The 26,983-nt window shown below is 63.6% G+C and carries 26 protein-coding genes; 7 read left to right on the forward strand and 19 right to left on the reverse strand.

Annotated elements, in window-relative coordinates; genetic code table 11:
• Positions 1-4: 4 nt before the first annotated feature.
• The 5 genes from pdxK to WD006_RS16680 form a co-directional block, all read right to left on the reverse strand.
• The gene (gene pdxK / locus WD006_RS16660) at positions 5-880 is read right to left on the reverse strand and encodes a pyridoxine/pyridoxal/pyridoxamine kinase (protein ID WP_029309367.1); all 876 of its coding nucleotides are present in this window, start codon (positions 878-880) and stop codon (positions 5-7) included.
• 36 nt (positions 881-916) lie between these two features.
• Positions 917-1,777 (reverse strand): YggS family pyridoxal phosphate-dependent enzyme, encoded by an 861-nt coding sequence (locus tag WD006_RS16665; RefSeq protein WP_029309366.1) that lies wholly within the window; start codon positions 1,775-1,777, stop codon positions 917-919.
• 151 nt (positions 1,778-1,928) lie between these two features.
• Complete coding sequence (locus WD006_RS16670; RefSeq protein WP_029309365.1) at positions 1,929-2,882, reverse strand: PDR/VanB family oxidoreductase; 954 nt, start codon at positions 2,880-2,882, stop codon at positions 1,929-1,931.
• Positions 2,882-3,298 (reverse strand): MOSC domain-containing protein, encoded by a 417-nt coding sequence (locus WD006_RS16675; RefSeq protein ID WP_227874134.1) that lies wholly within the window; start codon positions 3,296-3,298, stop codon positions 2,882-2,884. The genes WD006_RS16670 and WD006_RS16675 overlap by 1 nt, the downstream gene beginning before the upstream one ends.
• Positions 3,299-3,545: 247 nt before the next feature.
• Entirely contained in the window at positions 3,546-4,184 is a 639-nt protein-coding gene (locus WD006_RS16680) for a helix-turn-helix domain-containing protein (RefSeq protein WP_011518605.1), read from the reverse strand.
• Positions 4,185-4,293: 109 nt separating this feature from the next.
• Here WD006_RS16680 and WD006_RS16685 point away from each other — a divergent pair, with 109 nt between their 5' ends.
• Positions 4,294-5,298 carry a Bug family tripartite tricarboxylate transporter substrate binding protein gene (locus WD006_RS16685; RefSeq protein WP_029309364.1) on the forward strand — a complete coding sequence of 335 codons (1,005 nt, stop codon included), beginning with the start codon at positions 4,294-4,296 and terminating at the stop codon, positions 5,296-5,298.
• Positions 5,299-5,343: 45 nt separating this feature from the next.
• Positions 5,344-6,120 carry an aldolase gene (locus tag WD006_RS16690; protein WP_011518603.1) on the forward strand — a complete coding sequence of 259 codons (777 nt, stop codon included), beginning with the start codon at positions 5,344-5,346 and terminating at the stop codon, positions 6,118-6,120.
• Positions 6,121-6,324: 204 nt separating this feature from the next.
• Here WD006_RS16690 and WD006_RS16695 read toward each other — a convergent pair whose 3' ends face one another.
• The 3 genes from WD006_RS16695 to WD006_RS16705 are packed head-to-tail and all read right to left on the reverse strand — an operon-like array spanning position 6,325 to position 11,338.
• The gene (locus tag WD006_RS16695; protein WP_011518602.1) at positions 6,325-6,834 is read right to left on the reverse strand and encodes an acetone carboxylase subunit gamma; all 510 of its coding nucleotides are present in this window, start codon (positions 6,832-6,834) and stop codon (positions 6,325-6,327) included.
• 23 nt (positions 6,835-6,857) lie between these two features.
• Positions 6,858-9,182 carry a hydantoinase B/oxoprolinase family protein gene (locus WD006_RS16700; protein WP_011518601.1) on the reverse strand — a complete coding sequence of 775 codons (2,325 nt, stop codon included), beginning with the start codon at positions 9,180-9,182 and terminating at the stop codon, positions 6,858-6,860.
• A gap of 11 nt (positions 9,183-9,193) precedes the next feature.
• Positions 9,194-11,338 carry a hydantoinase/oxoprolinase family protein gene (locus WD006_RS16705; protein ID WP_029309363.1) on the reverse strand — a complete coding sequence of 715 codons (2,145 nt, stop codon included), beginning with the start codon at positions 11,336-11,338 and terminating at the stop codon, positions 9,194-9,196.
• A 325-nt stretch (positions 11,339-11,663) separates the two neighbouring features.
• On the opposite strand from WD006_RS16705, the gene WD006_RS16710 reads away from it, so the two are divergent.
• Positions 11,664-13,649, forward strand: coding sequence for a sigma-54-dependent Fis family transcriptional regulator (locus tag WD006_RS16710; protein WP_029309362.1), 1,986 nt, complete (start codon positions 11,664-11,666; stop codon positions 13,647-13,649).
• 268 nt (positions 13,650-13,917) lie between these two features.
• On the opposite strand, the gene WD006_RS16715 is transcribed toward WD006_RS16710, so the two are convergent.
• The 4 genes from WD006_RS16715 to WD006_RS16730 form a co-directional block, all read right to left on the reverse strand.
• Entirely contained in the window at positions 13,918-15,027 is a 1,110-nt protein-coding gene (locus WD006_RS16715) for an alkene reductase (RefSeq protein WP_008644290.1), read from the reverse strand.
• A gap of 7 nt (positions 15,028-15,034) precedes the next feature.
• Positions 15,035-15,670, reverse strand: coding sequence for a TetR/AcrR family transcriptional regulator (locus WD006_RS16720; RefSeq protein ID WP_011518597.1), 636 nt, complete (start codon positions 15,668-15,670; stop codon positions 15,035-15,037).
• 99 nt (positions 15,671-15,769) lie between these two features.
• Positions 15,770-16,756 (reverse strand): Bug family tripartite tricarboxylate transporter substrate binding protein, encoded by a 987-nt coding sequence (locus WD006_RS16725; protein WP_029309361.1) that lies wholly within the window; start codon positions 16,754-16,756, stop codon positions 15,770-15,772.
• A gap of 47 nt (positions 16,757-16,803) precedes the next feature.
• Positions 16,804-17,562 carry an enoyl-CoA hydratase/isomerase family protein gene (locus WD006_RS16730; protein ID WP_011518595.1) on the reverse strand — a complete coding sequence of 253 codons (759 nt, stop codon included), beginning with the start codon at positions 17,560-17,562 and terminating at the stop codon, positions 16,804-16,806.
• 189 nt (positions 17,563-17,751) lie between these two features.
• Between WD006_RS16730 and WD006_RS16735 the strand changes: the two genes are divergently transcribed.
• A complete protein-coding gene (locus WD006_RS16735) occupies positions 17,752-18,435 on the forward strand; it encodes a GntR family transcriptional regulator (protein WP_011518594.1) in 684 nt (227 codons plus the stop codon).
• A 14-nt stretch (positions 18,436-18,449) separates the two neighbouring features.
• Here the strand turns inward: WD006_RS16735 and WD006_RS16740 are convergent, their stop codons facing one another.
• Together WD006_RS16740 and WD006_RS16745 are read right to left on the reverse strand one after the other, a co-directional pair.
• Positions 18,450-19,676, reverse strand: coding sequence for a CaiB/BaiF CoA transferase family protein (locus WD006_RS16740; protein WP_104669924.1), 1,227 nt, complete (start codon positions 19,674-19,676; stop codon positions 18,450-18,452).
• 95 nt (positions 19,677-19,771) lie between these two features.
• Entirely contained in the window at positions 19,772-20,482 is a 711-nt protein-coding gene (locus WD006_RS16745) for a YoaK family protein (protein WP_011518592.1), read from the reverse strand.
• A gap of 95 nt (positions 20,483-20,577) precedes the next feature.
• Between WD006_RS16745 and WD006_RS16750 the strand changes: the two genes are divergently transcribed.
• Complete coding sequence (locus WD006_RS16750) at positions 20,578-21,702, forward strand: porin (RefSeq protein WP_029309360.1); 1,125 nt, start codon at positions 20,578-20,580, stop codon at positions 21,700-21,702.
• 124 nt (positions 21,703-21,826) lie between these two features.
• On the opposite strand, the gene wrbA is transcribed toward WD006_RS16750, so the two are convergent.
• From wrbA to WD006_RS16770, 4 genes are all read right to left on the reverse strand, one after another.
• The gene (gene wrbA / locus WD006_RS16755) at positions 21,827-22,426 is read right to left on the reverse strand and encodes an NAD(P)H:quinone oxidoreductase (protein ID WP_011518590.1); all 600 of its coding nucleotides are present in this window, start codon (positions 22,424-22,426) and stop codon (positions 21,827-21,829) included.
• Between the two features lie 88 nt (positions 22,427-22,514).
• Positions 22,515-22,880, reverse strand: a complete 366-nt coding sequence (locus WD006_RS16760) for a nuclear transport factor 2 family protein (protein WP_011518589.1) — start codon at positions 22,878-22,880, stop codon at positions 22,515-22,517.
• Between the two features lie 50 nt (positions 22,881-22,930).
• On the reverse strand, positions 22,931-23,353 hold the full coding sequence (locus tag WD006_RS16765) for a DoxX family protein (RefSeq protein ID WP_011518588.1): 423 nt from the start codon (positions 23,351-23,353) through the stop codon (positions 22,931-22,933).
• A gap of 52 nt (positions 23,354-23,405) precedes the next feature.
• On the reverse strand, positions 23,406-24,104 hold the full coding sequence (locus WD006_RS16770; RefSeq protein WP_029309359.1) for a pirin family protein: 699 nt from the start codon (positions 24,102-24,104) through the stop codon (positions 23,406-23,408).
• A gap of 180 nt (positions 24,105-24,284) precedes the next feature.
• Here WD006_RS16770 and WD006_RS16775 point away from each other — a divergent pair, with 180 nt between their 5' ends.
• On the forward strand, positions 24,285-25,202 hold the full coding sequence (locus WD006_RS16775; RefSeq protein WP_029309358.1) for a LysR substrate-binding domain-containing protein: 918 nt from the start codon (positions 24,285-24,287) through the stop codon (positions 25,200-25,202).
• Positions 25,203-25,220: 18 nt separating this feature from the next.
• Here WD006_RS16775 and WD006_RS16780 read toward each other — a convergent pair whose 3' ends face one another.
• Complete coding sequence (locus tag WD006_RS16780; protein WP_029309357.1) at positions 25,221-26,456, reverse strand: NADH:flavin oxidoreductase/NADH oxidase family protein; 1,236 nt, start codon at positions 26,454-26,456, stop codon at positions 25,221-25,223.
• Positions 26,457-26,551: 95 nt separating this feature from the next.
• Between WD006_RS16780 and WD006_RS16785 the strand changes: the two genes are divergently transcribed.
• Positions 26,552-26,965: a MerR family transcriptional regulator gene (locus tag WD006_RS16785; RefSeq protein WP_011518584.1), complete on the forward strand. Its 414-nt coding sequence runs from the start codon at positions 26,552-26,554 to the stop codon at positions 26,963-26,965.
• The last annotated feature ends 18 nt before the right edge of the window (positions 26,966-26,983 follow it).

Below are 26,983 nucleotides of genomic sequence, written 5' to 3' on the forward strand. Positions count from 1 at the left end.
CGGATCACTCTCGATGCGTGATACAGGGGTTCGATGGCAATTGAAGCTCCAGGCTTTGCGCGCGACGGGTGGCTTCCAGAGCGGTCACCACGTGGTCGCTGGCGCTTGCAGCGGCCTCGGCCAGCGACATTCCTTCCAATAGCCGCGCGGTCAACTTCGCGCTGAACAGGTCTCCGGTGCCCTTGGGCGAAACCGCGATGCGGGGATGGCTCAGCACCTGCGCATCGTCCCGGGTGACGATGAGCAGTTTCATGTCGTCGTGTCCCCATGTGCCGGGGGCCGCGCTGGTGACCACCATCCATTGCACGCGATCGGTCAGCAGGCTGCGCGCGGCGGCGGCGACCTGCTCGATGCTGTTGACGCTGTCGGCGGAACGGCCACTCAGATGCCCGAGTTCGAAATCGTTCGGCGTGAGTCCATGTGCCAGCGGCAGAAGCAGCTCACGCACGGCCTCGACCATGCCATCCGCGACATAGATCCCGGTGTCATGGTCACCGATCACCGGGTCGACGATCACCTGCACATCCGGGTGCTCGGCCAGCACCTGATTGATCCAGCGGGATAGCACGGCCACCTGCTCCGGATTGCCGAGATAGCCGACCAGGATGGCTTTCAGGCGCTGGAGCGCGCCACGGGCCGACAGGTCGCTCAGGTATCCCCCGAACCAGTCGATGGGTAGCGCTCCACCGTGCAGCGTCGGGTAGTGAGGGGTGTTGCTGAACATGACCGTCGGCACGGCGGCCACGTTCAGGCCATGCGCGCGCAACGTTGGCAAGGCCACGTTGTTACCAACATGGCCATAGACCACCTGCGACTGTACGGACACAACGTCCATGAAGATGGGGCGCAGCGCGTCCCCGGTATCTGTCTCACCAAACATGGCTCATTTCCTTGCGATGCAATGCAGCGTGTCCCATCAACGTTCGCCTTGACGGCCGGAGTGAGCAGCGCTCAATGTAGAGTCACCCCCTTCCGCCTCTGGCCAGTAAAAGCTATCGGGCGTTGATCTGGCGCCAAAGATCGCCTGACCGACGCGCACGACCGTGGCGCCTTGCTCGATGGCAATCTCGAAATCCCCGGACATACCCATCGAAAGCTCATCGAGCCCGATGCCGACGGGCGCATCCTGCCGTAGCCGCTCGCGAAGCTCGCGCAGCAGCACGAAGCACTGGCGTACCCGCTCGGCTTCCGCCGACAGCAGCGCCAGCGTCATGAGCCCGCGCACGCGCAAGCCGGAGAATGCAGGCAGCGCGCGCAGGAAGCCCGGCACCTCATCGGGATGCAGACCAAATTTGCTCGCCTCGCCGGACGTGTTGACCTGCACGAACACATCGAGCGCCCTGCCCTCGATCTGCAGACGGCGGTCCAGTGCCTCGGCCACGCGCAGGCTGTCCAGCGCCTGGAATTCGGTGGCGAAACGCGCCGCGAGCTTGGCCTTGTTGGTTTGCAGGTGGCCAATCACCGACCACTGCAGGTCCTCCAGATCCGCCAGTGCCTCCCACTTTCGGTAGGCCTCCTGCGGCTTGTTTTCGCCGAGCAGACGACAACCGGCCGCATGGGCCAGACGAATGCTCGCCTCCGGCTTGGTCTTGCTGACGGGCAACAGCCGCACACCGGCAGGATCGCGGCCAACGCGGTGACAGGCCGCCGCGATGCGCGCATGAACGGCCGCGAGGTTGTGACGGAAGTCCTCCACGGACTCGGCCTGTGGCCAGCGGTTGTGCAGGTCGTGGAGCGGCTGCGTCGGATGTACGGAATCAGGGGGATCTGTGTGCATGGCCTGGGCCTCGGCGCATATCGGGATATCAGCGGTGAGCGGACATGCAGCTCCCGTCGCAGCATTGTCATAGGACAAATGCTATCACGACACAGGTCTGAGTGGGATCCGGCGAAAACCGAAACCAGGCCAAGGGGCGAAGCGGCAGCCCCTACAGATCCAGCACCAATCGTGAGCCAGAGCATCCGGCCACACAGACCATGACGTCCTGGGCGCGCTCTTCCGGCGACAGAACGCGGTCCCGATGGATCGGCGGCCCTTCCAGCCAGGTCGTCCTGCACGCGCCACAAACGCCGCCTCCGCAAGACACGGACACGTCCGCCCCAAGTGCCTCCAGCGTTCCGACCAGCCCGACATGTGGCTCGACGATCGCCTCCTTCCCGCTCCTTGCCAGCACCACGGTATAAGGCGCCGCGTCGGTATCTTCCACAGGCTTGGGCGGCGTGAAGCGCTCGATGTGCTTGCGGGCGTCCGGCCAGCCTTCGACGATCCGCCCGAAGGCGTCAAGCATCCTCATCGGACCGCAGCAGTAGGCTTTGGCATTCTCACCGCACGCATTCAGAATCGCATCCATATCGGGCGCGGATTCGACGCGTGTGTCGTAAAGCCGGACCCTGCCCGCCGCGATGGCATCGCCCAGCATGTCGACGAGCGATGGCACCCCCGCGCTGGACCAGTGCAGCACGTAGTTCGTCTGGCCCCGCAGTTCGAGATCGCGGATCGTCGAGATAAACGGCGTCACACCTATCCCGCCTGCGATGAAGACGTTCATCCCCGTGTCCGTGGTGCGGATGCCACCTCTGGGCAGCGACACCCCGATCGACGCCCCGACATCGAGCCGCTCGTGCACGAAGGCCGATCCCCCTCGCCCCGCCACCTCGTGCTTCACGGCGATGACATACCGGTTCCTGTCCGAAGGTTCGTTGCACAGCGAGTACGTGCGCACCAGGCCGCCTCCGAGATGCAGGTCGATATGCGCGCCGGGGGTGAAAGGCGGCAACGGCCAGTGGTCCTGGTCGCTGAGGACGAACCGCTTGACGCCGGGCAGTGGCTCGTCGATGGCGGACACCACCACCGAAACGGTCTTGATGGGCCGGGCCGCCATCAGGCTGGCCTCACTACATCGCCGATACGCACCACGCCGCCGCTGAGTATCTTGCAGTTGAGACCCGAGCGATGAACAAGCGGATCGAAGACAGCCTTGCCGAGGATTTCCTCCAGGTGACGACACGGTGTGGACAGGCGAGTGGCCTCCAGCAACGTCTCGCCAAGCCAGAACCGGCGCCCCACGAGGTGATTGAGGGGCACGCCCTCTACCGTGACGTTCCGGCGGTGTTCCTCGGGATGCAACACGACCTTGGCATCCCGGGCCAGCGCCTCGAGCGTTTCCAGTTCGAACAGCGTGACCTGCCGGCCCTCTTCGGGCTTGTGAGAGTAGAACCCCGCCTCGTTGCCGATCATGTAGCGATCCCCTTCGATGCCCTTGCCAGCGACGAGGGTGATCTCCGGAAAGGGCAGCATCGGCAGGAAAGCCCTTGGCGTTTTGTGAAGAAAGCGGACAACACCACGCCACGACGGCGCAGTGGCTCCGACGCTTCGGTCTGAAGTCTGACTCACGGTTTCCTCCATGCCTTTAAAATTTCCTATATGACACAGTGTGTCATGAAATCATAGGGCCAGAGGTCCGGCGCGGCAAGTGAATTGCCGAACTACGCGATCCGTTGTTGCCTGGAGCGAAAATCCGCCTCCGCGAGAGTTCGCCCTCGCGTCACGCCTTCTTGCGATCGCTGACGACCACCAGGGCCTGTGCCTGAATCCGCCCCAGCGAACGTGACCGGTGCGGAATGGAAGCGTTGAAATACAGCGAATCGCCAGCGCTCATGCGCACGGTACGGTCGTCGAACAGGACTTCCATTTCGCCCGAGACGACGAAGATCAGTTCCTCTCCCGCATGGCTCGCCATGGGCTGGTCTTCCTCGAGCGTGAACGGCGGCACCATGATGAAGGGCTGCATCGCCTTGTCGGGCCGTTCGGTCGCAATGGCCTCGTAGGTATAGCCAAGGCGCTCCGTGGACGGGCTGAAGGGAATCCGGTCCGCCGCCCGGATGTGAAGAATCTCGTTGGCACGCGACGACCGCGTGATGAGCTGATCCACCGTCACGCCCAGCGCATCGGCCAGCTTGAGCACAGTGCCAATGGTCGGCGACGACAGTCCCCGCTCCAGCTTGGACAGATAGCTCTTGGTCAGTGACGCGCGTTGCGCCAGTTCTTCGAGCGTCAGGCCGTTGAGTTTGCGCAGCTCGGCCAGCCGCTCGGCAATGCTCGGCTCGGCCGCCACGGGTTCCACTTTTTGCTTTTTGCTCATCCCGGAATCGAGGTTTGTGCGCGCCTGAACCGGCGCATCCATCGGTCCGCGATTTTACGGCCCGATGGACCCACCCGGCAACTCGGTTGCACCAAGGACACTTTGGTGTCATGCTAGACACACTTGTTTCCAATACGCCCCCTGAAGGAGAATGCAAGTGAGCCCCACCCGCCCTACCCGTCCCCATCGCCGCCGTAGCCTGTCGTCCATGGCCAGCCTGGCTGCGGCCACGCTGCTGAGCATCCCGTTCACCGCCCATGCCACCGGATACCCCGACAAGCCAATCACCCTGGTCGTGCCGTTTGGCGCCGGTGGCATTACCGACCTTATCGCGCGAGCGACGGGCAAGGCGCTCTCCGAGCAGCTTGGCCAGTCGGTGGTGGTAGAGAATCGGCCCGGCGCCGGCGGCAACATCGCGGCCGACTTCGTGCGGCGCGCGCGCCCCGATGGCTACACGCTGATGTTTGCCACCGTTGGCGTGCTGGCCGTCAATCCGCATACGGACGTCAAGGTCAACTTCGATAGCGCGAAGGATTTCACCTACATCTCGCTCGTGGGGTCTACGCCATTCCTTGTCGTGGTTGGCGCGGATGTTCCGGCTCACACACTGCCCGCACTGATCAAGCTCGCTCAGCGCAAGCCCGATGCCATCAGCGTCGGCACCGCCGGCGTGGGGAGCGCGCCCTATCAGGGAATGCGCATTTTCCAGGACGTGGCGAAGGTCGAGTTCCTGCATGTGCCATTCAAGAGCGGCGCGGAATCCGTCACCAACGTTGTATCGGGCCAGGTCAACATGACGTTTGAAGCCACGCCCCAGGTGATGCCGTTCGTGACGTCCGGCAAGCTCCGCGCGCTGGCCGTGGCAAGCCCGCACCGGCTTTCCACCGCGCCGCAGGTACCCTCCACAGCAGAGCTTGGCTTTCCATCACTGGTATCCGGCTCCGTTGCCGGCCTGATCGGACCCGCGGGACTTGATCCGGCCATCGTGAAGAAACTCAATGCCGCCGTGGCGAAGGTGGCCGCCGATCCGAAGTTCAAGGCAACGCTTATTGCGCAAGGGACCGAGCCCGCCGCGTCATCACCCGAACAATTCCGCAAGCTGATCAGCGACGAGAATCAGCGATGGTCTGCCCTCCTTGGCGCAGGCAACAAGTAAAGCCACCTCCTACCCCGACTCCAGCACATCCCTGAAGGACACAACATGGCCAATACCATGCAGTTGAGCAAGAGCGAAATCGTCGCGTCTTCGCTCGAAAAAATGCAGACCGAACTCCGCGCGGACAGGATGCCGCTGCGCGAAGCTGTCGCCGAGACCTGCCGGATCCTGTTCACGTTCGGGCACGATTCGGTGCTCTCCGGCCAGATCACGGCGCGGGCGGAACAACCGGGCACGTACTACACGCAACGCCTGGGTCTTGGCTTCGACGAAATCACGGCGGACAACCTCCTCCTCGTCAACGAAGATCTTGAGGTGATTTCCGGAAACGGGATGCCAAACCCCGCCAATCGCTTCCATTCATGGCTCTATCGCGCGCGTCCCGATTTGAATTGCATCGTTCACTCTCACGCGCCGCACGCTTCCGCGCTTGCCATGCTGGAAGTGCCGCTGACGATCTCGCACATGGACACGTGCGTGCTGTACGACCAGACCGCGTTCCTGGAAAAATGGCCGGGCATTCCAGTCGGCAATGAAGAGGGCGAACTCATCGCGGGCGCCCTGGGCGACAAGAAGGCGATTCTGCTGTCGCACCACGGCCTGCTGGTGGCGGGCGCGTCGGTGGAAGAAGCCTGTGTGCTGGGCGTGATGTTCGAGCGCGCCGCTCGCCTGCAACTGCTGGCGATGGCCGCCGGGGAGATCCAGCCGATCCCGCCCGAACTCGGTCGCGAGGCGCAACGCTGGGTCAGCACGCAGAAGCGATTCGAAGCGACTTTCGCCTACTATTCGCGCCGCGCGCGCCGCCAGCTCGACGCGCAGTAAGGTTGGCGTAGTCCCCTCGACTGCCGTGACGCCGCTGCCCGGCCAGGCGGATTAGGCGGCTAGGCGGCTAGGCGGCTAGGCGGCAGCGTCGTGGACGATGCTGCCGGTCGCCGGCGTATCTCTGCTCGTGCAGGACCGCCGGACGGAGCGGGCGGGCTGCACCACCCGCCGCTTCGCACCGTCCGGCAAACCCGCCCTACCCGGTCAGTCTGGTGCCCGCTCGGGCACCGGCAAGTGCACCCACTCCTTGTAGAACGCCTCGATATCCGGCTCGAAGTCGTGGATCACCGGATACCACGGTGTGGGCGCCTCCACGTCATGCATCGCGCCGCAAGACGGACAGTAGTACTCGCGATACACCTGCCAACTGGTATCAGGCGCCATCAGCGTCGGATAGACCTCGGCCATGGCCTCCTCGGTATCACGCACATAGATGGAGGCATGGAGCTTCCAGTTCTCGCGGTAGTCGCAGAACTCGTGGCCGCAGTCGCACTTGACCACCCACTTCTTGCTGGCGGCCGATTGCACGATATACATGTGCGGGCCGAGCGGCAGCACGATGCGGTCCGGGAAACTCACCTTCGCCTGCAAGGCGGCCAGGTACTGCTCGAAGCGGCCTTCGTCCTTGGGCATCGACAGCATGCGGAACGTGGTTTCCCAGTCGAGCTTCCCCTCGACGAGGTGGTCGACTTGTTCGTTGGTATAGACAGACATGGTTCGACTCCTGAGTGCGGTGGTTACTCTTCGACCTGGACAACGGTGGTGACGTCCGGCATCAGCGACAAGTCCATACGGTGCTTGGCGCCATAGCACGGCACACCCAGTTCTTCCTCTCTCACGTGCCATGCCTCGGGCAGGTTCCAGAAGTCCTTGAAGCTCTGCGTGAACTTCTCCGACAAGGCAAAGCTCGTGGCGAACATATGCTGCACCTGGACCGATGCGTGCTTGTTGAGGATGCGTTCGCGCTCCTCCTTCATCCACTCGCGCGTCGGCACCGCGCGCGCCAGGCGCTCCTTGCGGATCTCCGCGCGACGCTTCTTGGTCTTTGCGGCATCCACCGCGAACACGCCCCTGGCGTCCTGAGCGAACACCGCGCCATAGACCTTCTGCGCATACTCAGGCAGCAAGAACTTCTGGTTGAGGTCCGCCTCGATCGCCTTCGGGTCCCGATCGAGCGGATCGCCGAAGCCCGGGCCGCCGCGCAGGTAGTTCAGGTAAAGATCGTGGTTGGCGTAGCAGTCCTCGGTCGTGATGCACTGCTTGTCGCGCTTGACCTCGGCGGTGGCGTCGATATGGCGCTCGTAGTCCGGATTGGCCGGGTCGATGTCGCCGCCCAGCGGCAGTGAATCGCCACTGGCAATACGCTGTTCCAGCCCGGTGCGGTGCGCTTCGAAGCGATACCCGGTGGCCGATGGATAGCCACCCATCATGCCCCAGTCGCTGTTCATGAAGCCGTTGCCCATGAAGAACATCGTCCAGTCCTGGGCGTTCCAGACCATTCGCAGGGTCTCGAAGCCGCAACCGCCGCGATATTTGCCGTAGCCGCCGGAGTTGGCCTTGACGTTCCGGCCCAGGTAGAGCAATGGCTCGGCCATCTCCCAAATCTCGATGTCGCCCATGTCGCCTTCGGGGTTCCAGATGGCAGCGGCGTGATTGAGACCGTCCTTGACCGCGCACGCGCCTGTGCCACAAGAGCTGGCCTCGAAGCTGTTGACCGCGTGAATCTCGCCATCCTGGTTGATGCCGCCACCCTGCAACCAGTTGGAAGTATTGGCGTTGCCCGCGTTCACTTCCTCCAGATAGCCACGGCTGAAGTACGACTGAGAGAGACCACGCCACAGCGCCGCCCAGCCGGACACCAGGAAATGCCAGGCATACGCATGGCCGGTGCGCCGGTCATCGGGATTGCACCATGTTCCCTTGGGTAGCCGGAACTCGGTGGCGAAGTAGGCGCCGTCGTTGATACGCTGGGTCGGCACCAGGGTCTGACACATCATCACCCAGATGCCCGAGGTGAAGGCCACCTGGTGCGCATTGAACGTGTGCCAACCCCAGCGGCTCGCGCCTTCGAAATCCAGGCGCCACTTGCCGTCGGGGCGGATCGTCATTTCCACCGGCGAATGCATGATGGAGTCGAGCTTGGCAAAGGCGTTGGAGACCTGCACGTCCGGATGCTTGTACGGCACGTCGACGAATGAGACCTTGCGGTACTTGCCAGGCAGCGTCATGGCCTTGATGCGGCTCTGGAGCCCGCGGCGGCCTTCCTCGATGACTTCGTAGGCGAACTTCTCGTAGGCCTCGATACCGTCGGCGCGGATCACCTCCTCCACCAGCTCGCGAATCATGTGGCAGCCGGCGATGCGGGTCCGTTCGTCGAGAATCCAGTACTTCGGCGTGCGTACCGAGCGCTGCGACTCATGCAGCCAGTCGCGGAACGGCACATCGTTCGCGCCCGTCTTGCGGCACGTGATCATGTAGCCGTCGCCGAATCGTTGCGTCTGGCCCGTGGACATGGAGCCCGGCGTTACGGAGCCCGTGTCGATGACATGGGTCACGCCGCCCACCCAGCCGATCAGCCTGCCTTCCCAGAAGATCGGCACGATCGTGGCGATGTCGCACGGGTGCACGTTGCCGATGGAGCAGTCGTTGTTCGTGAACATGTCGCCGGGATAGATGCCGGGGTTGGCCTCCCAGTTGTTCTCGATCATGTACTTGATCGCCGCACCCATCGTTCCTACGTGGATGATGATACCGGTGGAGGTCAGCACGCAGTCCCCGACCGCGTTATACAGCGTGAAGCAGAGCTCGCCCTCCTGCTCGACGATCGGGCTGGCGGCAATCTTCTTGGCGGTTTCACGCGCATGGACCAGTCCACCCCGCAGCTTGGAGAACAGCTTCTCATAGCCGATCGGGTCGCTGTCCCGGAAGTCCAGGCTGGTAAGGCCGTTGTAGTGGCCCGATTCCTGGGTGCGGGCGAGGATGTCGTCGCGAAATTCCTTGAGGGTCTGGCCGTTCTTCAACAGATCGGCGAACCCGACTTCCTTGTTGCTCATCATGTTCATGATGTGTCTCCTTATTTGACTTCCTTGAGATGGAACAGGCGGTGCTTGTCGATCGTGGTTTCGAAGCCGCCCGGCACCACGAACGTGGTGGCGTCGGATTCGATGATGGCTGGACCCACGATGTGGTTGCCGGCCTTGAGCGACTCCATCTTCCAGAGCGCGGCATCCATCCATGTCTTGTGGCGGTAGAAAGGCCGTACGCCCAGGTAGGCCTCCCTGGGCGGTGTTGGACCGGCGTCCGGGTCCTCTGGCAGCACGGGCTTCTGCGTGACCACCATGCCGCGCAGGATGGCCCCCGTGATCGAGAAGCCCAGTTCCGGCGAGCGTGCCGAACTGGCGTAGACGCGGCCGTAGGTGTTCTCGAACGCGTCGACGATGCGGTCCCAGTCCTCGGCGGACGACGCAGTGGCTACCGGCGAGACGATCTCAAGATCATTGAGCTGCCCCATGTACTGCATCTTGTAGCCCGGGATCAACACGACGTCCCTGGCATCGAAGCCATTGGCCCGGAACTCCTCAATCACCTTGACGGCCAGTTCCGACCACGCCTCCTGCAGGATCCGGCACGCGGTCTCCTTGCTGCCGTCCGGCGCGAACTGCGCGACACCGAGATCCACCGATTTGTCGTAGCGATACTCGAAGTCCGCGCAGGCGCAGCCGAAGGCCGAGAAGCCGGCAGCCCAGGCCGGCACCACCACGTCCTTGAAACCGACGCCGCCGGTGTATCCGTAGGTATGCACGGGGCCCGCGCCGCCGTAAGAAAAGCACGTGAACTCGGCCGGGTTGTAGCCCTTGGCGCTGATGTTGGCGCGCAGGTACTCCGACAGCGTAAGGTCCAGCAATTCGATGACCCCCGCCGCCGCGTCCTCGACCGACAGCCCGAGCGGGTCCGCGATCTGTGCCTTGATGTGCTGGCGGGCGCGTGCCACATCGAGCTTGATCGCACCGCCAAGAAAGTTCTCCGGGTTCAGATAGCCGAGCACCACGTGGCAGTCGGAAACGGTGACCGTATCCAGCCCGCTCTCCGGCCAGCAGGTACCCACGCGGTAGCCGGCGCTGTCGGGCCCGAGCTTGATCGACTTGCTGTACGGGTCCAGCCGCACGAAGCTGCCAGCGCCCGCGCCCACGGAGTCCATCGCCACCAGCGGCAGCGACAGCACCAGGCGCGCCATGTCGGGATCCGACTTGATCGCGAAGTTGCCCTTGGTGATCAACGCTACGTCGAAGCTGGTGCCGCCGATGTCCGAGCATGCGATGTTCTCGTCGCCCAACGCCTCGCCCAGGAGCTTTGATCCGATCACGCCACCAATCGGCCCCGACACGATCGTCCGCGCCAGCTCCTTCGCCTTCCAGCTGATCGTGCCGCCATGGGTGGCCATCACACGCAGATCGAACTTGGCACCGTGTTTCTTGAAGCGGTCGCTGACCTTCTTCAGCGTCTGCCGCGAGGGCTCCGCGCCGTAGGCCTCCAGGATGGTGGTGTTCATCCGGTGGCTTTCCTTGCGCGACGGGTAATAGTCCACCGACGCAAACACCGGGACATCGACCTTCAGCTTCGCCAGTTCATCCTGCACGATGTCGCGCGCACGTTGTTCGCTGGACTCGTTCTTGTGGGATTGCAGCAGGCAGATGACGATCGCCTGCGACTTGGCCTCCACCAGTTCCCGCGTGGCCTGCCGGACTTCTTCCTCCCGCAGCGGAATGACGACCTTGCCCTGCACATCGGTGCGCTCGGTCACGCCACGCGTGCGCGAGACAGGCACCAGCGGTTCGTCGTAGCGATGCGTGTTCAGGTGAATGCGGTCCTCCAGCGCGTAGCCCAGATAGCTCTGCAGCGCGCGCCCCATCGAATGGATCTGCTCGAAGCCGCGATTGCAGATAAGGCCGACGTCCAGGCCCTTGCGCATAAGAATGCGGTTGAGCATGGCCGTGCCGGAGTACACGCAGGTCAGTAGTTCCGGGTAGACGTCGTCCACGGTGCGCTCCCAGTGCGCCAGCGCATCCTCCGACGAGTTGTAGATGGCCAGCGATTCGTCGCCGGGGTTGCTCTGCGCCTTGCCGACCACGAACCGGCCGTCCGAGCGCACGAAGAATGTATCGGTCATCGTGCCGCCTGCATCGATGCCCATCACCTGTACGGTGGAGTGGGGTTGCATGTTGTCTCCTGTCATTGGTGTCATCGTCGTGGGAGTTCCCACACACCCTTCATGGCAAGGGACATGCCAGGCGGCATTGGCACCTGCAGGAGCCGATCACATGTGATTGAAATCAATGCCTTGCCGGCGCCGACTTGGGGGTTCGGGCATGGGGCAAACATCGCCCGAAGCTGTGCAGTTTCCGGACGCCTACGCGAAAGTGTCCGGAATCCGGACACTTTCGCGCCCCTGCTGCACAGCACAAACCCTTGATTGCAAAGAGAATTGTTGACTTGCGAAAAGCGTGGGGCTACGGTTGCCGGAATCAACTGAGAGTGATCGTCCCATGCCGTTCACCCACTACGGCACTCTGGTCCCCCGCATCAGCGACGAACCTGTCGTGGCCTCGGCCTGGGAACGCTTCCTGCGGGACCATCCCCATCATCCACATGAAGGGGACGGTGTGCGCAGAGTTGTCCTCGCTTCCTGGCAGCGGTGTCGTTCCGAAGCTGTCGACCCGACCCTGCATTCGGCGCCGGGCGCCGCCGACGATCGCCTTCGACAACTGCGCACGCAAAACCGCGACCTCTGCGACGCAGCGGGTCCGGCGCTCGAAGGCCTGCGCGACATCTTGCGCGAATGCGGCACGCTGATCATGCTCAGCGACACCGACGGCACCATCCTTCAGCTCAATGGCTCGACCCGCGTGCGCAGCGTCGGCGAGGAAGTCAACCTTGCCATGGGCGGATGCTGGAGCGAGGAAGTGATCGGCACCAATGCCATCGGCACCGCAATCGCCACCGTCGCGCCGGTGCAGATCCATGCCAGCGAGCATTTCTGCTGGGACGTCAAACGCTGGACCTGCGCCGCCGCGCCGATACTCGATCCGTTCGGACGTCACCTGCTTGGCGTCGTTGATGTATCGGGGGTGAAGGAGTCATTCCACGGGCACACCCTCGGTCTGGTGGTGGCGGCGGCCCGGCAGATCGAGAGCGAACTGGCGCGGCGCGACATGGCGATGCACGAGCGCCTGCTAGCCCGCTCCATCGATGATTTCGTGCGCTATGCCAGCGACTGCGTGGTCCTTGCCGATTTCCGCGGCCGTGTCGTTCGTATCCACGGCCGCGCGCAGGCGGCGCGGGATGCCCATGGCGTATGTTTCGCGCTGGAGACCGGCAACGCGATACCAGGGCTCGATCTCACACTGCCGGAAGGCGATCAAATACATCAGCGCCCGGGCTGGCTGCGGCCCGAATGGCTTCACACGGTCAAGGATCGCGAAGGACTGCTCGGCACGATGCTCGTGATTCCACTCGCGGCACGCCCGGGCCGGACCAGCATTTCACTCCCCGCCACCCCGACTGCGGTGACAACGGATGACGCGTTCACCGAGATCATCGGCGAGAGCGAAATTCTCGCCGCCACCAAGGCACGCGCCCGCCGTATCGCGTCGCTCGATCTGCCCGTGCTGCTGGTCGGTGAGACCGGCGCGGGCAAGGAGCTGTTCGCGCGCGCGTTGCATCGGTCTGGCAAGCGGCCCGACGGTCCATTCGTTGCCGTGAATTGCGGCGCCCTGACGCGCGAATTGCTGGCCAGCGAGCTCTTTGGCTACGCGGAAGGCGCCTTCACGGGGGCGCGTCGCGGCGGCCATCCGGGAAAATTCGAACAGGCCGCAGGCGGCACGCTGTTCCTCGACGAGATCGGCGAGATGCCGCTCGACATGCAGCCGCATCTATTGCGTGTGCTGCAGGATGGCGTGGTGGTTCGCCTGGGGGATACGAGGGAGCGGCAGGTATCGGTCCGACTTGTCGCCGCGACCAACCGCGATCTGCAGAAGGAGATTGCCGCCGGGCGCTTTCGCGAGGATCTGTACCACCGTCTCTGCGCGGTCAGTCTGCAGCTTCCGGCCCTACGCGACCGGCCTGGCGATATCGAGTCCATCGTCGATCACCTCAACCACAAGCTCGCGCGCAAGTACGGGTGCGCGCCGAAGCAGATCGAACCGTCGGTCTATCAGACACTGGTGCGCTATCGCTGGCCCGGGAATATTCGTGAACTGCAGAACGTATTCGAGGTGATGTTCGCGCTCGGCGAGAACAATGGCATCGATGTGTCGATGTTGTCCTCCCTAGTCGAATCCGGACCGGCCGGAGACGCGATGGCACCGGCCCCGATGCCGATGTCGGCAGCGTCTGGCCGCCTCGACGATCTGGAGCGGCAGGCGATACGCGCCGCCATCAACGATGCGCGCGGCAACCTTTCAAAGGCCGCCAGAACGCTGGGGATTTCAAGAAGCACGCTCTACGTCAAGCTTGCGGCCCTCCGGACCTAAGAGGCGCTATCAAAATGATTCTGGCGTCGTTGCGCGGCCTTGGCCGGTCCACTTGTACTGTCTGCGGCCGCGCCCTTGCAGGGCGCGCATGTGCTCGCAGGCACATGCCGTTCCGCAGGCGGCTCGCATACGAGCCGAAACCCCTGCTTCACCCTAGCCAGAACCGCTTCGCTTCATTGTGATAGCGCCTCTAAGGACGTAAGGACCTATGGACATCCGGACATAGGTCCGGATGCAAACCCGCCCGTAGAGCGCGCGAGACCGAAGATCAGGCCAATGCCGGATAGTCGACGTAGCCGTGCGGGCCAGTACCGCCGTAGAGCGACGCGTCCTCGAACGGACTGTTCAGCGGCTGGTTCTCACGGAAGCGGCGCGGCAGGTCGGGGTTGGTGATCATCTTGCGGCCGAACGAGACCATGTCGGCACGGCCGGCGCGGATCGCTTCCTCGGCCATTTCCTTGCTGTAGCCGTTATTGAGCATCCACACGCCCGAGTACAGGCGGTGCAGCGCCTCGTAGTCGAACGGCACATTGTCGCGCGGGCCACCCGTGTAGCCTTCGACCACGTGGATGTACACCGGATGGAGTTTTTCCAGCTCACGCACGACGTACTCGAACAGCGGCTGCGGATTGCTTTCCACCGCGTCGTTGACCGGCGACACCGGCGCCAGTCGGACACCCACGCGATCGGCACCGATTTCGGCAGTCACCGCCGCCATGACTTCAAGCAGGAAGCGGGCGCGGTTCTCGATGCTACCGCCGTAGGCGTCGGTACGCTTGTTCGTGCCATCGCGCAGGAAGGCATCGAGCAGATAGCCGTGCGCGCCATGCACTTCGACGCCATCGAAGCCAGCCTTGATCGCGTTGGCCGCGGCGACGCGGAAGTCATTCACGATCTCCGGAATCTCCGAAGCTTCCAGCGCGCGCGGCAGCGAGCATTCGACATAGCCCTGGCCGTTGATATACGTCTTGGCATTGGCCGCAATGGCCGAAGGCGCCACCGGTGCCTGATTGTCCGGCTGGAAATGCGAGTGCGACATGCGACCCGTGTGCCAGATCTGCAGGAAAATCTTGCCGCCTTGCGCGTGCACGGCGTCGGTCACCGTCTTCCAGGCCGCGATCTGCTCGGGCGTATAGACGCCGGGGGTGTTCGTGTAGCCCTGGGCAGTCTCCGAAACCTGCGTGGCTTCGGCGATGATCAGGCCGACGCTGGCGCGCTGGCGGTAGTACTCGACCACCATCTCGGTCGGCACCAGATCGTCATCGGCGCGGCTGCGCGTGAGCGGTGCCATGGCCATGCGGTTGGCGAGTTCGATACGGCCCAGCTTGATCGGCTGAAACAGGGCTTCGGTGAGGAATGCTTCGGTCTGTGCACCCATAAATGACTTACTCCAAGGTTGGACTGTGGTGGATGCCGGCCGCGGCGGCCGGCTGGAACAGGTGGTCGAACATCAGGTCGACGCTGCGGCGCAGCGGGGCAACCGAGCGTTCAATCTTCATACGTAGCAAGGCGCCCTCCCACGTATCCCAGACGAGCCCCGAGAGCTCGGCTGACGCGATATCGGCACGGATTTCACCATGCGCCTGGGCGAGGCTGATCATGCCGGCCAGCCGTTCGCGCCAGGCGAACTGGGCGTCCTGCAGCACGGCCCGACAAGTATCGCTCGTCAAGGCGATCTCGGCAGCGAAGTTGCCGATCAGGCAACCCGCCTGCGTGGGACAGCATTCGTGATAGGCAATCATCCGCGTGAAGACATAGCGGATCGCCGCCATCGGCTCGGGCGGGGCGTCCTCCATCATGGCTTCCCATGACCGGTGCAGATAATCGGCGTATTCCGCGATGATCGCTGCCGCGAACGCTTCCTTGCTTTCGAAGTGGTTGTAAAACGAGCCCTTCGGCACGCCAGCGTGATCGGTGATCTGCTGGATGCCGGTGGCGTTGTAGCCGTGGTGGGAGAACAGTTCGCGACCCGCCTTGGTCAGGCGGTTCGGAATGTCGGTCTTGTCTGAAGTACGAGCCATGGCGGAAATAATATGACCAGTCGTCTTAAAAAGTCAAACGCCTGAATCGTCACTATTTCCGCCATTGGCCATGGGCCTGGCGGCCCGGCTCCGCCCAGCCTAGTCCAGATGTGCGCCAGACTGCTCAATCAATTGCTTGGACTTGGCCCCTTCCGCCAACGCCCATTTGCGGAATTCGTCCGGCGACGCAGAAGGCAGCGCCTCATTGCCTTGCACCGCAAGCTTCTGCACCACCTCGGGATCGCTCAATGCCTTCTGGCTTGCGGTGAAGAGCTTGCGCACCACATCGGGCGGCAGATTGGCCGGGCCAAACAACCCAAACCAGAACGTGAAGTCGTAGCCCTTGACGCCACTCTCCGACACCGTCGGCAGGTTCGGCAGCAACGTCGACCGCTTCTCCGACGTCACAGCCAGCGCCTTGAGCTTGCCGGTCTCCACCATCGGCAGCACCGACGGCGGTGTGGCGAAGATCATCTGCGCATCGCCAGCAATCACGGCCGTCACCGCCGGCGCGCCGCCCTTGAACGGCACGTGCTCCATCCGCGTGCCGCCGAGCTTGTTGAAGTAGACGCCAGCCATATGCGGCGCCCCGCCGCTGCCGGACGACGCATAGAAGTACTTGCCGGGATTCTGCTTCGCCTTGGCGATCAGTTCCTGCACCGACTTCACACCGATATCGTTATTCACCGCCAGGATCATCGGCGCGATGGTCCAGCGCGAGATCGGCGTGAAGTCCTTCTGCCCGTCGTAGCGAATCTTCTTGTAGAGGACCTTGTCCGCTCCGAAGAGGTTCGCGCTACCCATGAAGACCGTATAGCCATCGGGCTCGGCACGGGCTGCCGCTTCCGCCGCGATGGTCGTGCCGGCGCCGGGCTTGTTGTCGATGATGATGCTCTGCCCCAGGTCCCGGGACATTCTTTCCGCGACGATGCGCGCCACAGCGTCCGCACCACCGCCCGGCGGGAAACCGACGATCAGCCGGATCGGTTTGGTTGGATACGCGGCAGGACCCTGCGCCCACGCCAGCGTCATCGGCACCAGCAACGCGGCGGCGATGCATACCCTCGATGCCTTCGCAATCTTCATGCTTCTGTCTCCATTTCGGTTCTACTGATGAAAGCCGGCTCCCTGGACTAGTTGCCCTGGAACCTTGGTTTGCGCTTTTCCCTCCAGGCCAGCGCGCCCTCCTTGATGTCAGCCGATTGCGCGGCGCGTGCAACGTCGACAGCCAGTTCCTCGACATCGAGCACGCCCCGCGCAATCCGGTTGAGATGTTTTTTCATGCCAAGCACCGCGAGCGGCGCCATGCTGGCGACCGTTTCGCTCAGCGCATCGACGTTCGCGTCGAGGTCGGCAGCGTCGACCAGCGATGTCAGAAAACCGCAGTGCAGCAGTTCGTCCGACTGGAGCCGGGCCGCGGTCAGGAAGAGCCGCTTGGCCGTGTCCAGGCCGAGCCTGGTCACGTATCGCTCCATGCCACGCTTGTAGAAATGCAGGCCGAGACGCGCCGCGGGCATGAACATGTCCGTTGTCGGTACGCCTACGCGGAAGTCGCACGCGAGAGCGAGATCAGTGCCGCCGCCATAGACACCACCGTTTAGCGCGGCGATGGTGACGGGCCGGCAGTCCTCGACCGCGTTGACGAGTTCTTCAAAGCCCGAGCCACGCTGACCCGCCGCGAGCTTGCCGATATCGAAGCCGCTGCAGAAGTACTTGCCAGTGCCACGAATCCGCAGGACGAGCGCTTCGCTGGCGTTCACCGTTTCGATATGGCGATGAATCTCGTCAAGGTCATCGGGCCCAAGGCGATTGGCGACGTCGGGGCGCTGGAATGTGATGGTGGCGACTCGCCCTTCGATGGCGAGCGAGGGCAATCCGGATGTGTCGGTCATGGAAGGTTTGGGGATGAAGGTGTGTAAAGGCGTAGAGACATAAGGGCGCTCACGCAGCAAATCCATGCATGCACAAGCTGACGTTATGTGTACATAAACGGCGAAAAAGATCGAATTCCGAGCCGGAAGACGGTCAGCAAGCGCCGGCAGCAGCGTAGAATCGCCACATCTACAGCGATGAACACAGGCATGTCGGAAGAAAAGAAGAGCCGCACCGAGACCATCAGGTCCGAGATAGAGCAGGAAATCCTGTCCGGGCACCTGCCGAGCGGCACCCAGATCGATGAACAGCAACTGATCGACCGTTTCGGCGTGTCCCGCACGCCCGCGCGCGAGGCTCTGATCCAGCTCGCCTCGGCGGGACTCGTCACCCTGGTGCCGCGCCAGGGCGCGATCGTGTCGTCGATTACATTGCGCGACTACGTCGCGCTGAGTGAGATCCTGGTCCAGCTGGAATCGCTTGCCGCCCGCCTCGCCTCGCGCCGCATGACGCCGGCGGAGCGTGACGCGCTGGCGACCGCGTACGAAGCGTGCGCGGCCGCGCAGGGAGATGCCGAGGCCTACCGCGCCGCCAACGACGAATTCCATGGCGTGCTCTACGAGGGCAGCCGCAACGACATCCTGGCCAAGCAGATCCGCACCATGCGCGCGCGGATGCGTGGCATGCGGGACTACCGCTTCGAGCACCCCGCGCGCGTTCGCGCATCGCTGGCCGAGCACAAGGCCGTGCTCGACGCGATCAAGGTTGGCGACGAGGATGGCGCCGCCGAAGCGATGGTCCGGCACATCTCCGCGGGCGGCAATGTCTATGCCGACATGATCGCGGCGATGCCCGACGATGGCGCGGCGGTCGGCCGCGGACGTCGCCCGTAAACACCTCACGCGCATCACGCCGCGACCGGATGAGCGCAGTCGTGGACCACGGCGTTGCGCAGCAGGTCCTCGATCTCTCCCGCGGCAAATCCAAACTCCCGCAGCACTGAACTGGAATGCTCGCCCAGCGCGGGGGCCGGGCCGGTCGAACTGGCGTTGCCCCCGTCGAACAGGACGGGTAGCCCCAGCGCGCGCGTCATGCCGCCGCCTGGCTTGCGGGCTTCCACGACCATCCCGACTGCCTTCGCCTGCGGATGCTCCAGTGCCTGCGCCACGTTCTGAACCGGGCCGACAGGCACCCCCACGGCATCGAATCGCTCCACCCACGTCGCCACCGGCGCGCCCTTCAGGACATCGGTGATCAGCAGTTCGAGCTCGGCACGGCGCGCGAGTCTTTCCGCCGCGCTGTCGAAACGCGGATCGGCCTTCCACTCCGGATGGCCCAGCACATCGGCGATGCGCTCCCAGTTGGTCTGATTGGCGCCCCCGAGCGCGATACCGCCATCAGCGCATTGATACACCTGGTAAGGCGCGATGAGCGGATGCGCCGTGCCGACCGGCTTCGCAATCGCCCCGGTCGAGAAGTAGGCCGCCGCGTACCAGTAAAGCTGCTGCATCGATGCCTGCAGCAGCGAGGTCTCGACGCGCGAGCCCTCGCCCGTGCGTAGCCGGTTGATGTACGCCGCCAGGATACCGAATGCGGCCAGGATGCCGGCATTGACGTCGGCGATCGACATGCCCGGCTTGACCGGGTCGCGGCCGGGCTCTCCTGTCACGCTGATGAGCCCCGAGAACGCCTGCAGAATCAGGTCGAAACCACCTTTGCTGGCGAGCGGCCCCGTCCGTCCGTATCCGGTGATCGAGCAGTAGATCAGGGCCGGATTCACCTCGCGCAGCACGTCGTAGCCAAGGCCCAGTTTCTCCATCACTCCCAGACGAAAGTTCTCAGTCAGCACATCGGCCTGGGCAACCATCCGCTTGAGCACCGCCTTGCCCTCTTCCTTGCGCAGGTCGAGTCCGAGCGACCGCTTGCCACGATTGACAATCAGGAAGGAAGGCGGCAATCCGCTGTCGCCCTGCCGGCGGTACTTCCGCGCGTCGTCCCCGGCGGGAAATCGCTCGATCTTGACCACGTCGGCCCCGAGATCGCCAAGCATCAGCCCACAGGTGGGGCCGGCCAGAATCTGTGACAACTCAAGCACTTTTACGCCAGCCAGCGGGCGAAACTTATTGGCTTCCATTTTTTGCATACGTTGACGACGTTAATGTATGCGGATGGTACACCAAAATATTTCAAACTAAAAAGGCAAAATTTCGACGGCAGGCGAACCTCGATTCAGGCCAGCGCCACCCTGCCGGGCCAACGCTGGCGACACACCGCCGCCAGCAGCAGCACCGGCAGAAAGACGCACCAGAAACTGACCGCCTGATAGGCAAGCGCGCCGAGCACCGCGCCGGCGGCAAACCCCACTACGGCTGGCAGCATCTTGCGCAGCCGCGTGACGATCGCCCCGGTCTGTTCCGGGCTGGCGGAAGTCAGATCGACGAGATCGATCACGACCTGGGTAGTGTTGCCAGTCATGATGGTGGTTGGCCCCAGATCGGCCAGCGCGGTACGGGACAACGCGTTCTGGATACCCATGGCCACCACGGCCAGCATTCCCGCAAGCGTGGACGGCAATGCATTGGCAGTCAGGCCAGCGCCAGCCTTCGCCCAAAGCCCGGTGCCGATGAACAGCAGCAGGAACAAGCATTCGATGGCGAGCAGCAGCGCAACCACGGGACGCTGGCGTCTCGCGAAATTCGACTCGAGCACACGTGTGGCGGCCACTGCGACGACAAAGGCCGGCAGTGCCAGCAGCTTGGTCGCCAATCCGTCCGAGTTCCCGGTCAACTCCACGCCGATCATGATGAAGTTGCCGGTCACGTGGGCCGTGAACAGCCCGAACAGGGCGATGAAGCCAACCACATCGACAAAGCCTGCGACAAACGACAGCACACCGCCGTGCATGCTGGTCGGAATAGGTTTCTGGTTCTCGAGCGCCATGATTCCCTTCTAATGGTCCCTCTATCGATCAGCGTCGATTCCCGTCCGTGCGACGCTTCACTACTATAGGAATCAAACCAACGGGGGAGCGCGAGATGACAAGAGTTGGCGTGTGGCACTGGATGCGCCCCCTGGCGACGATAGCGGCGCTATCGGCCTCGGCCACCTGCCTGGTCGGCACGGCCAACGCCCAGTCATCCGTTGTGATTTACGGGCGACTCAATACGGCCGTCGAGTACGCGTCAGCCTCCACCGCGACCGACGGCACCCACCTGGGCGGCACTGCGCGGCTGACCAACAACCGGTCCGTCTTCGGTATTCGCGGCGAGGAAGCGCTCGGGTATGGGCTCAAGGCCATCTGGCAGGTCGAGAGCACGCTGTCGATCGACACCGGCGCGGGGCAGATCGCCGCACGCGACACGCGGCTCGGCATGGCCAGCCCGTATGGCACCGTATTCATGGGCAACTGGGATACGGCCTATACCACTTCGACCAAGACCCTCGACCCCTACTACCCGACCACCGCCGGCTATATGTCGATCATGGGCAATGGCGCGGCCGCCACCACGGACAACGTCCAGAACACCAACTCGTTCGACCGGCGCCAGCAGAACTCCCTGCATTACCAGTCGCCGCAATGGCACGGGTTAAGCGGCGCGATGACCTGGGGCCTGCCGGAAGAGAAGATCAGCGTGCCGCGCAATCCGGCGCTGTACTCGTTCGCGGGTGCGTACGAACACGGCCCGCTCAGTGTGTCGATGGCCTACGAGATCCATCAGCACTATCAGACCGCCGGCCGTAACGACGATGGCATGAAGGTCGGCGTCTCCTACCAGTTCCCCACGACGACGATCGCCCTGGTGTACGAGCGATTGCACTATCGCACGGCCACCGGTGACCTGACGCGCAACAGCTACTACACCTCACTGGTCCAGAAGCTCGGCCCCGGCAGCGTGAAGATCGGCTTCACGTTCGCCAGCAACGGCACGGGCAATGCGACCGAGACAATCGGTTCATTCCATGCCGGCCCCGAAACCGGCGCCACGCAGATCACTGTTGGCTACGACTATCCGCTTTCCAAGCGCACGTCGATCTATACCTACTACAGCCGGATCAACAACAAGCGGAACGCCCTCTATGACTTCGCCATCAACGGCCTGGGCGTGAAGGCCGGCGCCGATCCACAGACCTTCGCGCTGGCCATGCGGCATAACTTCTAGCACCCGAGCGCGCCGGGAACGCATGTCGCTTCCTTCCCGCCATGGGCGAAAAGGAAGCGACGCACGGCAAGGCGCCCCCTGTCCGACTGCCTCCGGCAGGCCGCTCAGCTAGCGATGCACATCCTCAGCCGAACAGCTTGTTCGCGGTCTTCGCGATCAGTTCGCCCTGGTGGCGCGCACCCTCGAGTTCGATGGCGCTCGGCTGACGCTGCCCTTGTCCGCCAGCAATGGTCGTCGCGCCATACGGCGACCCGCCGACGATTTCATCCAGCGTCATCTGCCCTTGATGGCTGTACGGCAAACCGACGATGGTCATGCCGAAGTGCAGCAGGTTGGCAATGATCGAGAACAGCGTGGCTTCCTGCCCGCCGTGCTGAGTGGCAGTTGACGTGAAAGCGCCACCGACCTTGCCGTTCAGCACGCCGCGCATCCACAGGCCACCGGCCTGATCGAGAAACGCCGCCATCTGCGAGGAAATGCGCCCGAAGCGCGTTGGTGTGCCGACCACGATGGCGTCGTAGTTAGCCAGATCCTCTACCGTGGCTACCGGCGCTTTCTGGTCGACCTTGAAGTGGGAGGCCTCGGCTACCGCCGCCGGCACCGTTTCCGGTACCCGCTTGACGTCGACGGTAGCGCCGGTGGCGCGAGCGCCTTCAGCGACCGCCTCCGCCAGGGCTTCCACGTGCCCGTAGGTGGAGTAATACAGCACCAGGACCTTGGACATTTGCAGACTCCTTCATGAGGTTTCTATGGTTCCGGCAACGCCGGAGGGATTCGGCAGCATCAGCCTTTTGAGGCAGGCGCGCCACGACTCAAGGCAGTTCGTCGAAGAAGAGATAAACGGCAACAATGCGGCCGTCCCTGGTAACGATGAAGTCGGTGCCCGCATAGGCAGGCGCTTCGCCAGGACGCCCCGATACCCATCGAATGCGCCCGCCGTCCCCCGCCACCTCGGGCTCGGCAATCGGCTGATACCGGAAGTCCGGATGCGACGCCTTAATAACACCTGCAATCCTGTCGATCGCGTCGCGGCCACGATGGATACCGCTGTTCGGATCGTAGAACACGCTGTCGTCAGTGAAGATGTCGTCGATGGCGCGGCGCCTGCGCGCCGGATCGATTTCGCCGAAGACCTCTTCAAGATTGCGCCGCAACAGCGTTGGAATACTGTTCTGCATTGGTTGCCTCCTGCAGGCAATTCGTCATGCTTGCCAAGCAATCGCCGATATCAGTTCGCCCGCAACGCCGTCTTGTGCGACGCCGGCCCCGCAAGACGCGCGTCCAGGCTCCATGCGCCCGCGCCAAAGCTGGCGATCTGCAAAAGGCCGCCCGCGATCATCAGGTTCTTCAGGAAGTGAATCATCTGATTCTGATCGGCGAAGTTGTGATGGAAGAAAACGGCTGTCGCCACGCAGAATGCCGCCATCACTAGCGACGCCGCACGCACCTGATAGCCCGACAACAGCATCATGCCGCCGCCCACCTCGACCGCCACCGCGATCAGGTACGCCAGCGGTGCCACAGGCAGGCCGACTGCGGAAATATAGCCAACGGTGCCGCCATATGCGGCCAGTTTTCCGAGACCGCTCATGAGAAATGGCGCACCGAGCATGATGCGGCCGAGTAGCGGGTAGTACTTGTTGTGTTCCATGGTCATGTCCTTTCAGACGAAAATGCTTCGAGGTGGATGGATCAAGTGACTCTCAACGGGTTTCCACCATCACCAGTTCAGAGTGTTCAAGCGCCGCGACGTCGATGGATGCAGCATTCGTGATCGCCACCCCATCGCGTAGCCCGACGAACTCGCCATCCACGGCGATACGTCCCGAAGCCACCACGAGGTAAGCGTTGCTGTGTGGAGCGAATGAATGTGTGAGGCGATCGCCGGGCCCGAGCGTCGCGGCGAGAAGTCGAGCACTCGCACGGATCGGCAGCGCGTCGCCGTCGCCGGGGAATCCACTGGCCAGTACCGCGAAGCGTCCGGATCGGCCTGCCTCGGGAACAGGCCGGGTCTCCCATCGCGGGTCGCCGCCACGTTCGCGCGGCAGCAGCCAGATCTGATAGAGCCTGAGCGGCTCGCTGCCGCGGTTGGACTCGCCGTGACGAATGCCACGGCCCGCACTCATCACCTGGACCTCTCCCGCCCGGATCGTGCCGATGGAGCCCAGCGTGTCGCGGTGTTCGAGCGTCCCCTGGCGGACATACGTGACGATCTCCATGTCGCGGTGCCCATGAAGCGGAAAGCCGGCACCGACCGCAATCTCGTCGTCATTCCAGACAATCAGCGAGCCAAGCGGGTGATGCGCGGGGTTGCCAGCGGCATCGACCTGGAAGTGGTGCTTCGCGCGGAGCCAGCCATGATCGGCTGCATCCAGTGATTCCCAACGCCGGTGTACGAGCATTTCCATCCCCTCGGTCAGGCCGTCCGCAATCGGCCGGCTCACCCATCGACCCGCATGAACTAACGTGATCTCTGGTTGGGATGAATGCTAGACAAGCAACGACATCGGCGAAATGTCCGAGTTTGCAAAGCATCGTTGCCACCAGTAGGATGATCTGATCATCCTGAAGCGCCTCCTCACATGGATCAGATCCCGGACCTCAATGACCTTCGGCTGTTCGCCGAAGTGGTGGATCGCGGCAGCTTCACTGCCGCCGCCCGTAGCCTTGGCCAGCAGACATCGAAACTGAGCCGGCGCATCCGCGCGCTGGAAGAGGCGCTTGGCGTGCGCCTGCTGAACCGCACCAGCCGCAGCCTGTCGTTGACGGAGACCGGGCGACGCTTTCACCAGCACTGCCTTGCGGTGGTGGCCGAAGCCAGGGCCGCCAAGGAGATCGTCGACCAGACCCGCTCGCAGCCACAGGGCACCGTGCGGATCAGTTGCCCGGTTGCGCTTCTCAGCTCGGGCGTCGCCGAGACCATATCCCGTTACGTGCGCGACAACCCACAGGTGCAGGTTCTTGTCGACGCCACCAATCGTCGCGTCGACGTCATCGAGGAAGGGCTGGACTTCGCGATCCGCGTCAGGCCTGCGCCGCTGGAGGACACCGACCTCGCGGTCCGGCAACTGGGCTTGTCCACGTTCGTCCTCGTCGCAAGTCTGGAACTGGCAAGGCTGCACGCCCCGCCGGCCTCGATCGAGTCGCTACAGGACTGGCCGACCATTGCCATGGCCAGCAATAACGAGCGATACGTCTGGAATCTCGTCGATGCCGGCGGAAAGGAGCAGGCTTTCGCCCATCGCCCCCGACTCGCGACGGACGATATCGCAAGCCTGAGAATCGCCGCGATGCTCGGCGTCGGCGTGGCCATGCTGCCGAGGGAATTCATCGAAGAAGATCTGCAGTCTGGCCGGCTGCTGCATCTGCTGCCCAAACTGGCCTCGACAAGTGGGCTCGTGCACGCGATCTTTCCGACGCGGCGCGGCATGGTGCCCGCCGTGCGCCATCTGCTCGATGCACTCGTCGCCGGATTCGAAGCCGTGAATCAGGGGCGATAGTGGGCCAGCCCCTTACCCTCAGCCCAACTCCCGCCCCATCATCCAGCGCTTGTAACGCCTTGTCTGGCAGGCGTTGGCCATTTGCTGCATGACCAGTGCCCTGAGCGGGGAGACCCGTGGATGCGTGCCGCGTCCTTGGCTAAGCCGCTTGAGCTGGAACTTGACCACGGCCATGTTGGCCAGCGAACCCAGCACCTTGTTCTTCCATGTGATCGGGCGGAGCGCGGGCGCGTTGTTCTTGCCCGCCAACCAATCGCGCGGCAGATTGGGATCGATGGACAGCGCGGTGGCGATGCCAACCATCGCAATGCCGCTATCGACCACCTGGTCGGCCACGGCGCGGCGGCGGATACCACCCGTGACCATCAGCGGCATCTGCGCGATGGCTGCGATATCACGCGCAAAGGCCAGAAAGTACGCCTCGCGCTCGAGCGTGCGCCCATCCCGCGCCTGCCCTTGCATGGCCGGGGCTTCGTAGCTGCCGCCCGACAGTTCCACCAGATCGACGCCGAGCGGATTGAGCAGTTCGACCACGCGCTTCGCGTCATCGGTGCTGAATCCCCCGCGCTGGAAATCGGCCGAGTTCAGCTTGACGGACACCACAAAAGCCGGCGACACCGCCTGCCGCACCGCACGTACGATGTCGAGCAGCAGACGCGCGCGGTTCTCGATCGGGCCACCCCATTGGTCCTGTCGCCGGTTAGCCAGCGGCGACAGGAACTGACTGAGCAGATAGCCATGGGCCGCGTGGATCTGCACCCCAGTGAAGCCGCTCTGTTCGGCCAGTTGCGCGCTGCGGACGAAGCGTTCGCGCACATCGTCGATGTCGGCTGCGGTCATCTCCCTGGGAACAGGAAACTGCTTGGACAGCGCGCCCAGTTCCAGCGGAACCGCTGACGGCGCCAGCGTGGTCTGCCCCAGCGCGGCGGGCATCTGGCGGCCGGGGTGGTTGATCTGCATCCAGACGTGGGCGCCGTGGGCGCGCGCGATCCGCGCCCATTGCCGGAAGCGATCCAGATGGGCGTCGTTCTCCAGCACGACGCCATTCGGTCCGGTCATCGCCCGGTGATCGACCATGACATTGCCCGTAAGCATCAGGCCAGCGCCTCCCGCGGCCCAGGCTTCGTAGAGGCGTAGCAATGCGTCAGATGGCGCATGGTCCGCATCGGCCATGTTCTCTTCCATGGCGGCCTTGGCCAGGCGGTTGGGAATGACTGCGCCGTTGGGCAGGGTAAGGGGCGTGAACAGTTTCATGGCTGGGGTTCGCAGGCATTTGCGCATTGCGTTGACGACTGCGTAACCCTAAGCTTAAAGTCAACTTTAATGTCAAGTCCCCCGGAACACTGCAGATGAAGATTGGAGAACTGGCACGCCTGAGCGGCGTGGCCGCCTCGCGCATTCGGTTCTACGAGGCAAGCGGTCTGCTCCAGCCGGCACAGCGGCAGGCCAATGGCTACCGTGAGTACGCCCCGGAAACGCTGACACGGCTAGAAATCATCCTGCGGGCCCAGAACGCCGGCTTCTCGCTCGACGAAATCCGCGCCATCCTTCCGACCCGTCTCAATGACTGGCCGCGCGAAAAACTGATCGAGGTATTGCGGCGCAAGGCCGGCGAGATCGAATTGTTGGAACAGCGGCTGGCTGGCACCCGGCGCGACCTGCTCGCGCTCGCCCACGACATCGAGAACCTTGCCGACGACGAAGACTGCTCGGGACACGCGCGGCACGTGCTGGGGCAGATGGATCAGCGCTCCGGGCGCTGATCCATGCTGTTTCTCTCG

The sequence above is a fragment of the Cupriavidus sp. Met-2 genome (assembly GCF_049843575.1).
GTDB lineage: Bacteria > Pseudomonadota > Gammaproteobacteria > Burkholderiales > Burkholderiaceae > Cupriavidus > Cupriavidus metallidurans.

What these genes read in the sequence shown, in the direction of transcription:
- pdxK (WP_029309367.1), bottom strand. Translation starts at nt 880, where the DNA reads ATGTTTGGTGAGACAGATACCGGGGACGCGCTGCGCCCCATCTTCATG.
- WD006_RS16665 (WP_029309366.1), bottom strand. Translation starts at nt 1,777, where the DNA reads ATGCACACAGATCCCCCTGATTCCGTACATCCGACGCAGCCGCTCCAC.
- WD006_RS16670 (WP_029309365.1), bottom strand. Translation starts at nt 2,882, where the DNA reads ATGGCGGCCCGGCCCATCAAGACCGTTTCGGTGGTGGTGTCCGCCATC.
- WD006_RS16675 (WP_227874134.1), bottom strand. Translation starts at nt 3,298, where the DNA reads ATGCTGCCCTTTCCGGAGATCACCCTCGTCGCTGGCAAGGGCATCGAA.
- WD006_RS16680 (WP_011518605.1), bottom strand. Translation starts at nt 4,184, where the DNA reads ATGGATGCGCCGGTTCAGGCGCGCACAAACCTCGATTCCGGGATGAGC.
- WD006_RS16685 (WP_029309364.1), top strand. Translation starts at nt 4,294, where the DNA reads ATGCAAGTGAGCCCCACCCGCCCTACCCGTCCCCATCGCCGCCGTAGC.
- WD006_RS16690 (WP_011518603.1), top strand. Translation starts at nt 5,344, where the DNA reads ATGGCCAATACCATGCAGTTGAGCAAGAGCGAAATCGTCGCGTCTTCG.
- WD006_RS16695 (WP_011518602.1), bottom strand. Translation starts at nt 6,834, where the DNA reads ATGTCTGTCTATACCAACGAACAAGTCGACCACCTCGTCGAGGGGAAG.
- WD006_RS16700 (WP_011518601.1), bottom strand. Translation starts at nt 9,182, where the DNA reads ATGAACATGATGAGCAACAAGGAAGTCGGGTTCGCCGATCTGTTGAAG.
- WD006_RS16705 (WP_029309363.1), bottom strand. Translation starts at nt 11,338, where the DNA reads ATGCAACCCCACTCCACCGTACAGGTGATGGGCATCGATGCAGGCGGC.
- WD006_RS16710 (WP_029309362.1), top strand. Translation starts at nt 11,664, where the DNA reads ATGCCGTTCACCCACTACGGCACTCTGGTCCCCCGCATCAGCGACGAA.
- WD006_RS16715 (WP_008644290.1), bottom strand. Translation starts at nt 15,027, where the DNA reads ATGGGTGCACAGACCGAAGCATTCCTCACCGAAGCCCTGTTTCAGCCG.
- WD006_RS16720 (WP_011518597.1), bottom strand. Translation starts at nt 15,670, where the DNA reads ATGGCTCGTACTTCAGACAAGACCGACATTCCGAACCGCCTGACCAAG.
- WD006_RS16725 (WP_029309361.1), bottom strand. Translation starts at nt 16,756, where the DNA reads ATGAAGATTGCGAAGGCATCGAGGGTATGCATCGCCGCCGCGTTGCTG.
- WD006_RS16730 (WP_011518595.1), bottom strand. Translation starts at nt 17,562, where the DNA reads ATGACCGACACATCCGGATTGCCCTCGCTCGCCATCGAAGGGCGAGTC.
- WD006_RS16735 (WP_011518594.1), top strand. Translation starts at nt 17,752, where the DNA reads ATGTCGGAAGAAAAGAAGAGCCGCACCGAGACCATCAGGTCCGAGATA.
- WD006_RS16740 (WP_104669924.1), bottom strand. Translation starts at nt 19,676, where the DNA reads ATGGAAGCCAATAAGTTTCGCCCGCTGGCTGGCGTAAAAGTGCTTGAG.
- WD006_RS16745 (WP_011518592.1), bottom strand. Translation starts at nt 20,482, where the DNA reads ATGGCGCTCGAGAACCAGAAACCTATTCCGACCAGCATGCACGGCGGT.
- WD006_RS16750 (WP_029309360.1), top strand. Translation starts at nt 20,578, where the DNA reads ATGACAAGAGTTGGCGTGTGGCACTGGATGCGCCCCCTGGCGACGATA.
- wrbA (WP_011518590.1), bottom strand. Translation starts at nt 22,426, where the DNA reads ATGTCCAAGGTCCTGGTGCTGTATTACTCCACCTACGGGCACGTGGAA.
- WD006_RS16760 (WP_011518589.1), bottom strand. Translation starts at nt 22,880, where the DNA reads ATGCAGAACAGTATTCCAACGCTGTTGCGGCGCAATCTTGAAGAGGTC.
- WD006_RS16765 (WP_011518588.1), bottom strand. Translation starts at nt 23,353, where the DNA reads ATGGAACACAACAAGTACTACCCGCTACTCGGCCGCATCATGCTCGGT.
- WD006_RS16770 (WP_029309359.1), bottom strand. Translation starts at nt 24,104, where the DNA reads ATGCTCGTACACCGGCGTTGGGAATCACTGGATGCAGCCGATCATGGC.
- WD006_RS16775 (WP_029309358.1), top strand. Translation starts at nt 24,285, where the DNA reads ATGGATCAGATCCCGGACCTCAATGACCTTCGGCTGTTCGCCGAAGTG.
- WD006_RS16780 (WP_029309357.1), bottom strand. Translation starts at nt 26,456, where the DNA reads ATGAAACTGTTCACGCCCCTTACCCTGCCCAACGGCGCAGTCATTCCC.
- WD006_RS16785 (WP_011518584.1), top strand. Translation starts at nt 26,552, where the DNA reads ATGAAGATTGGAGAACTGGCACGCCTGAGCGGCGTGGCCGCCTCGCGC.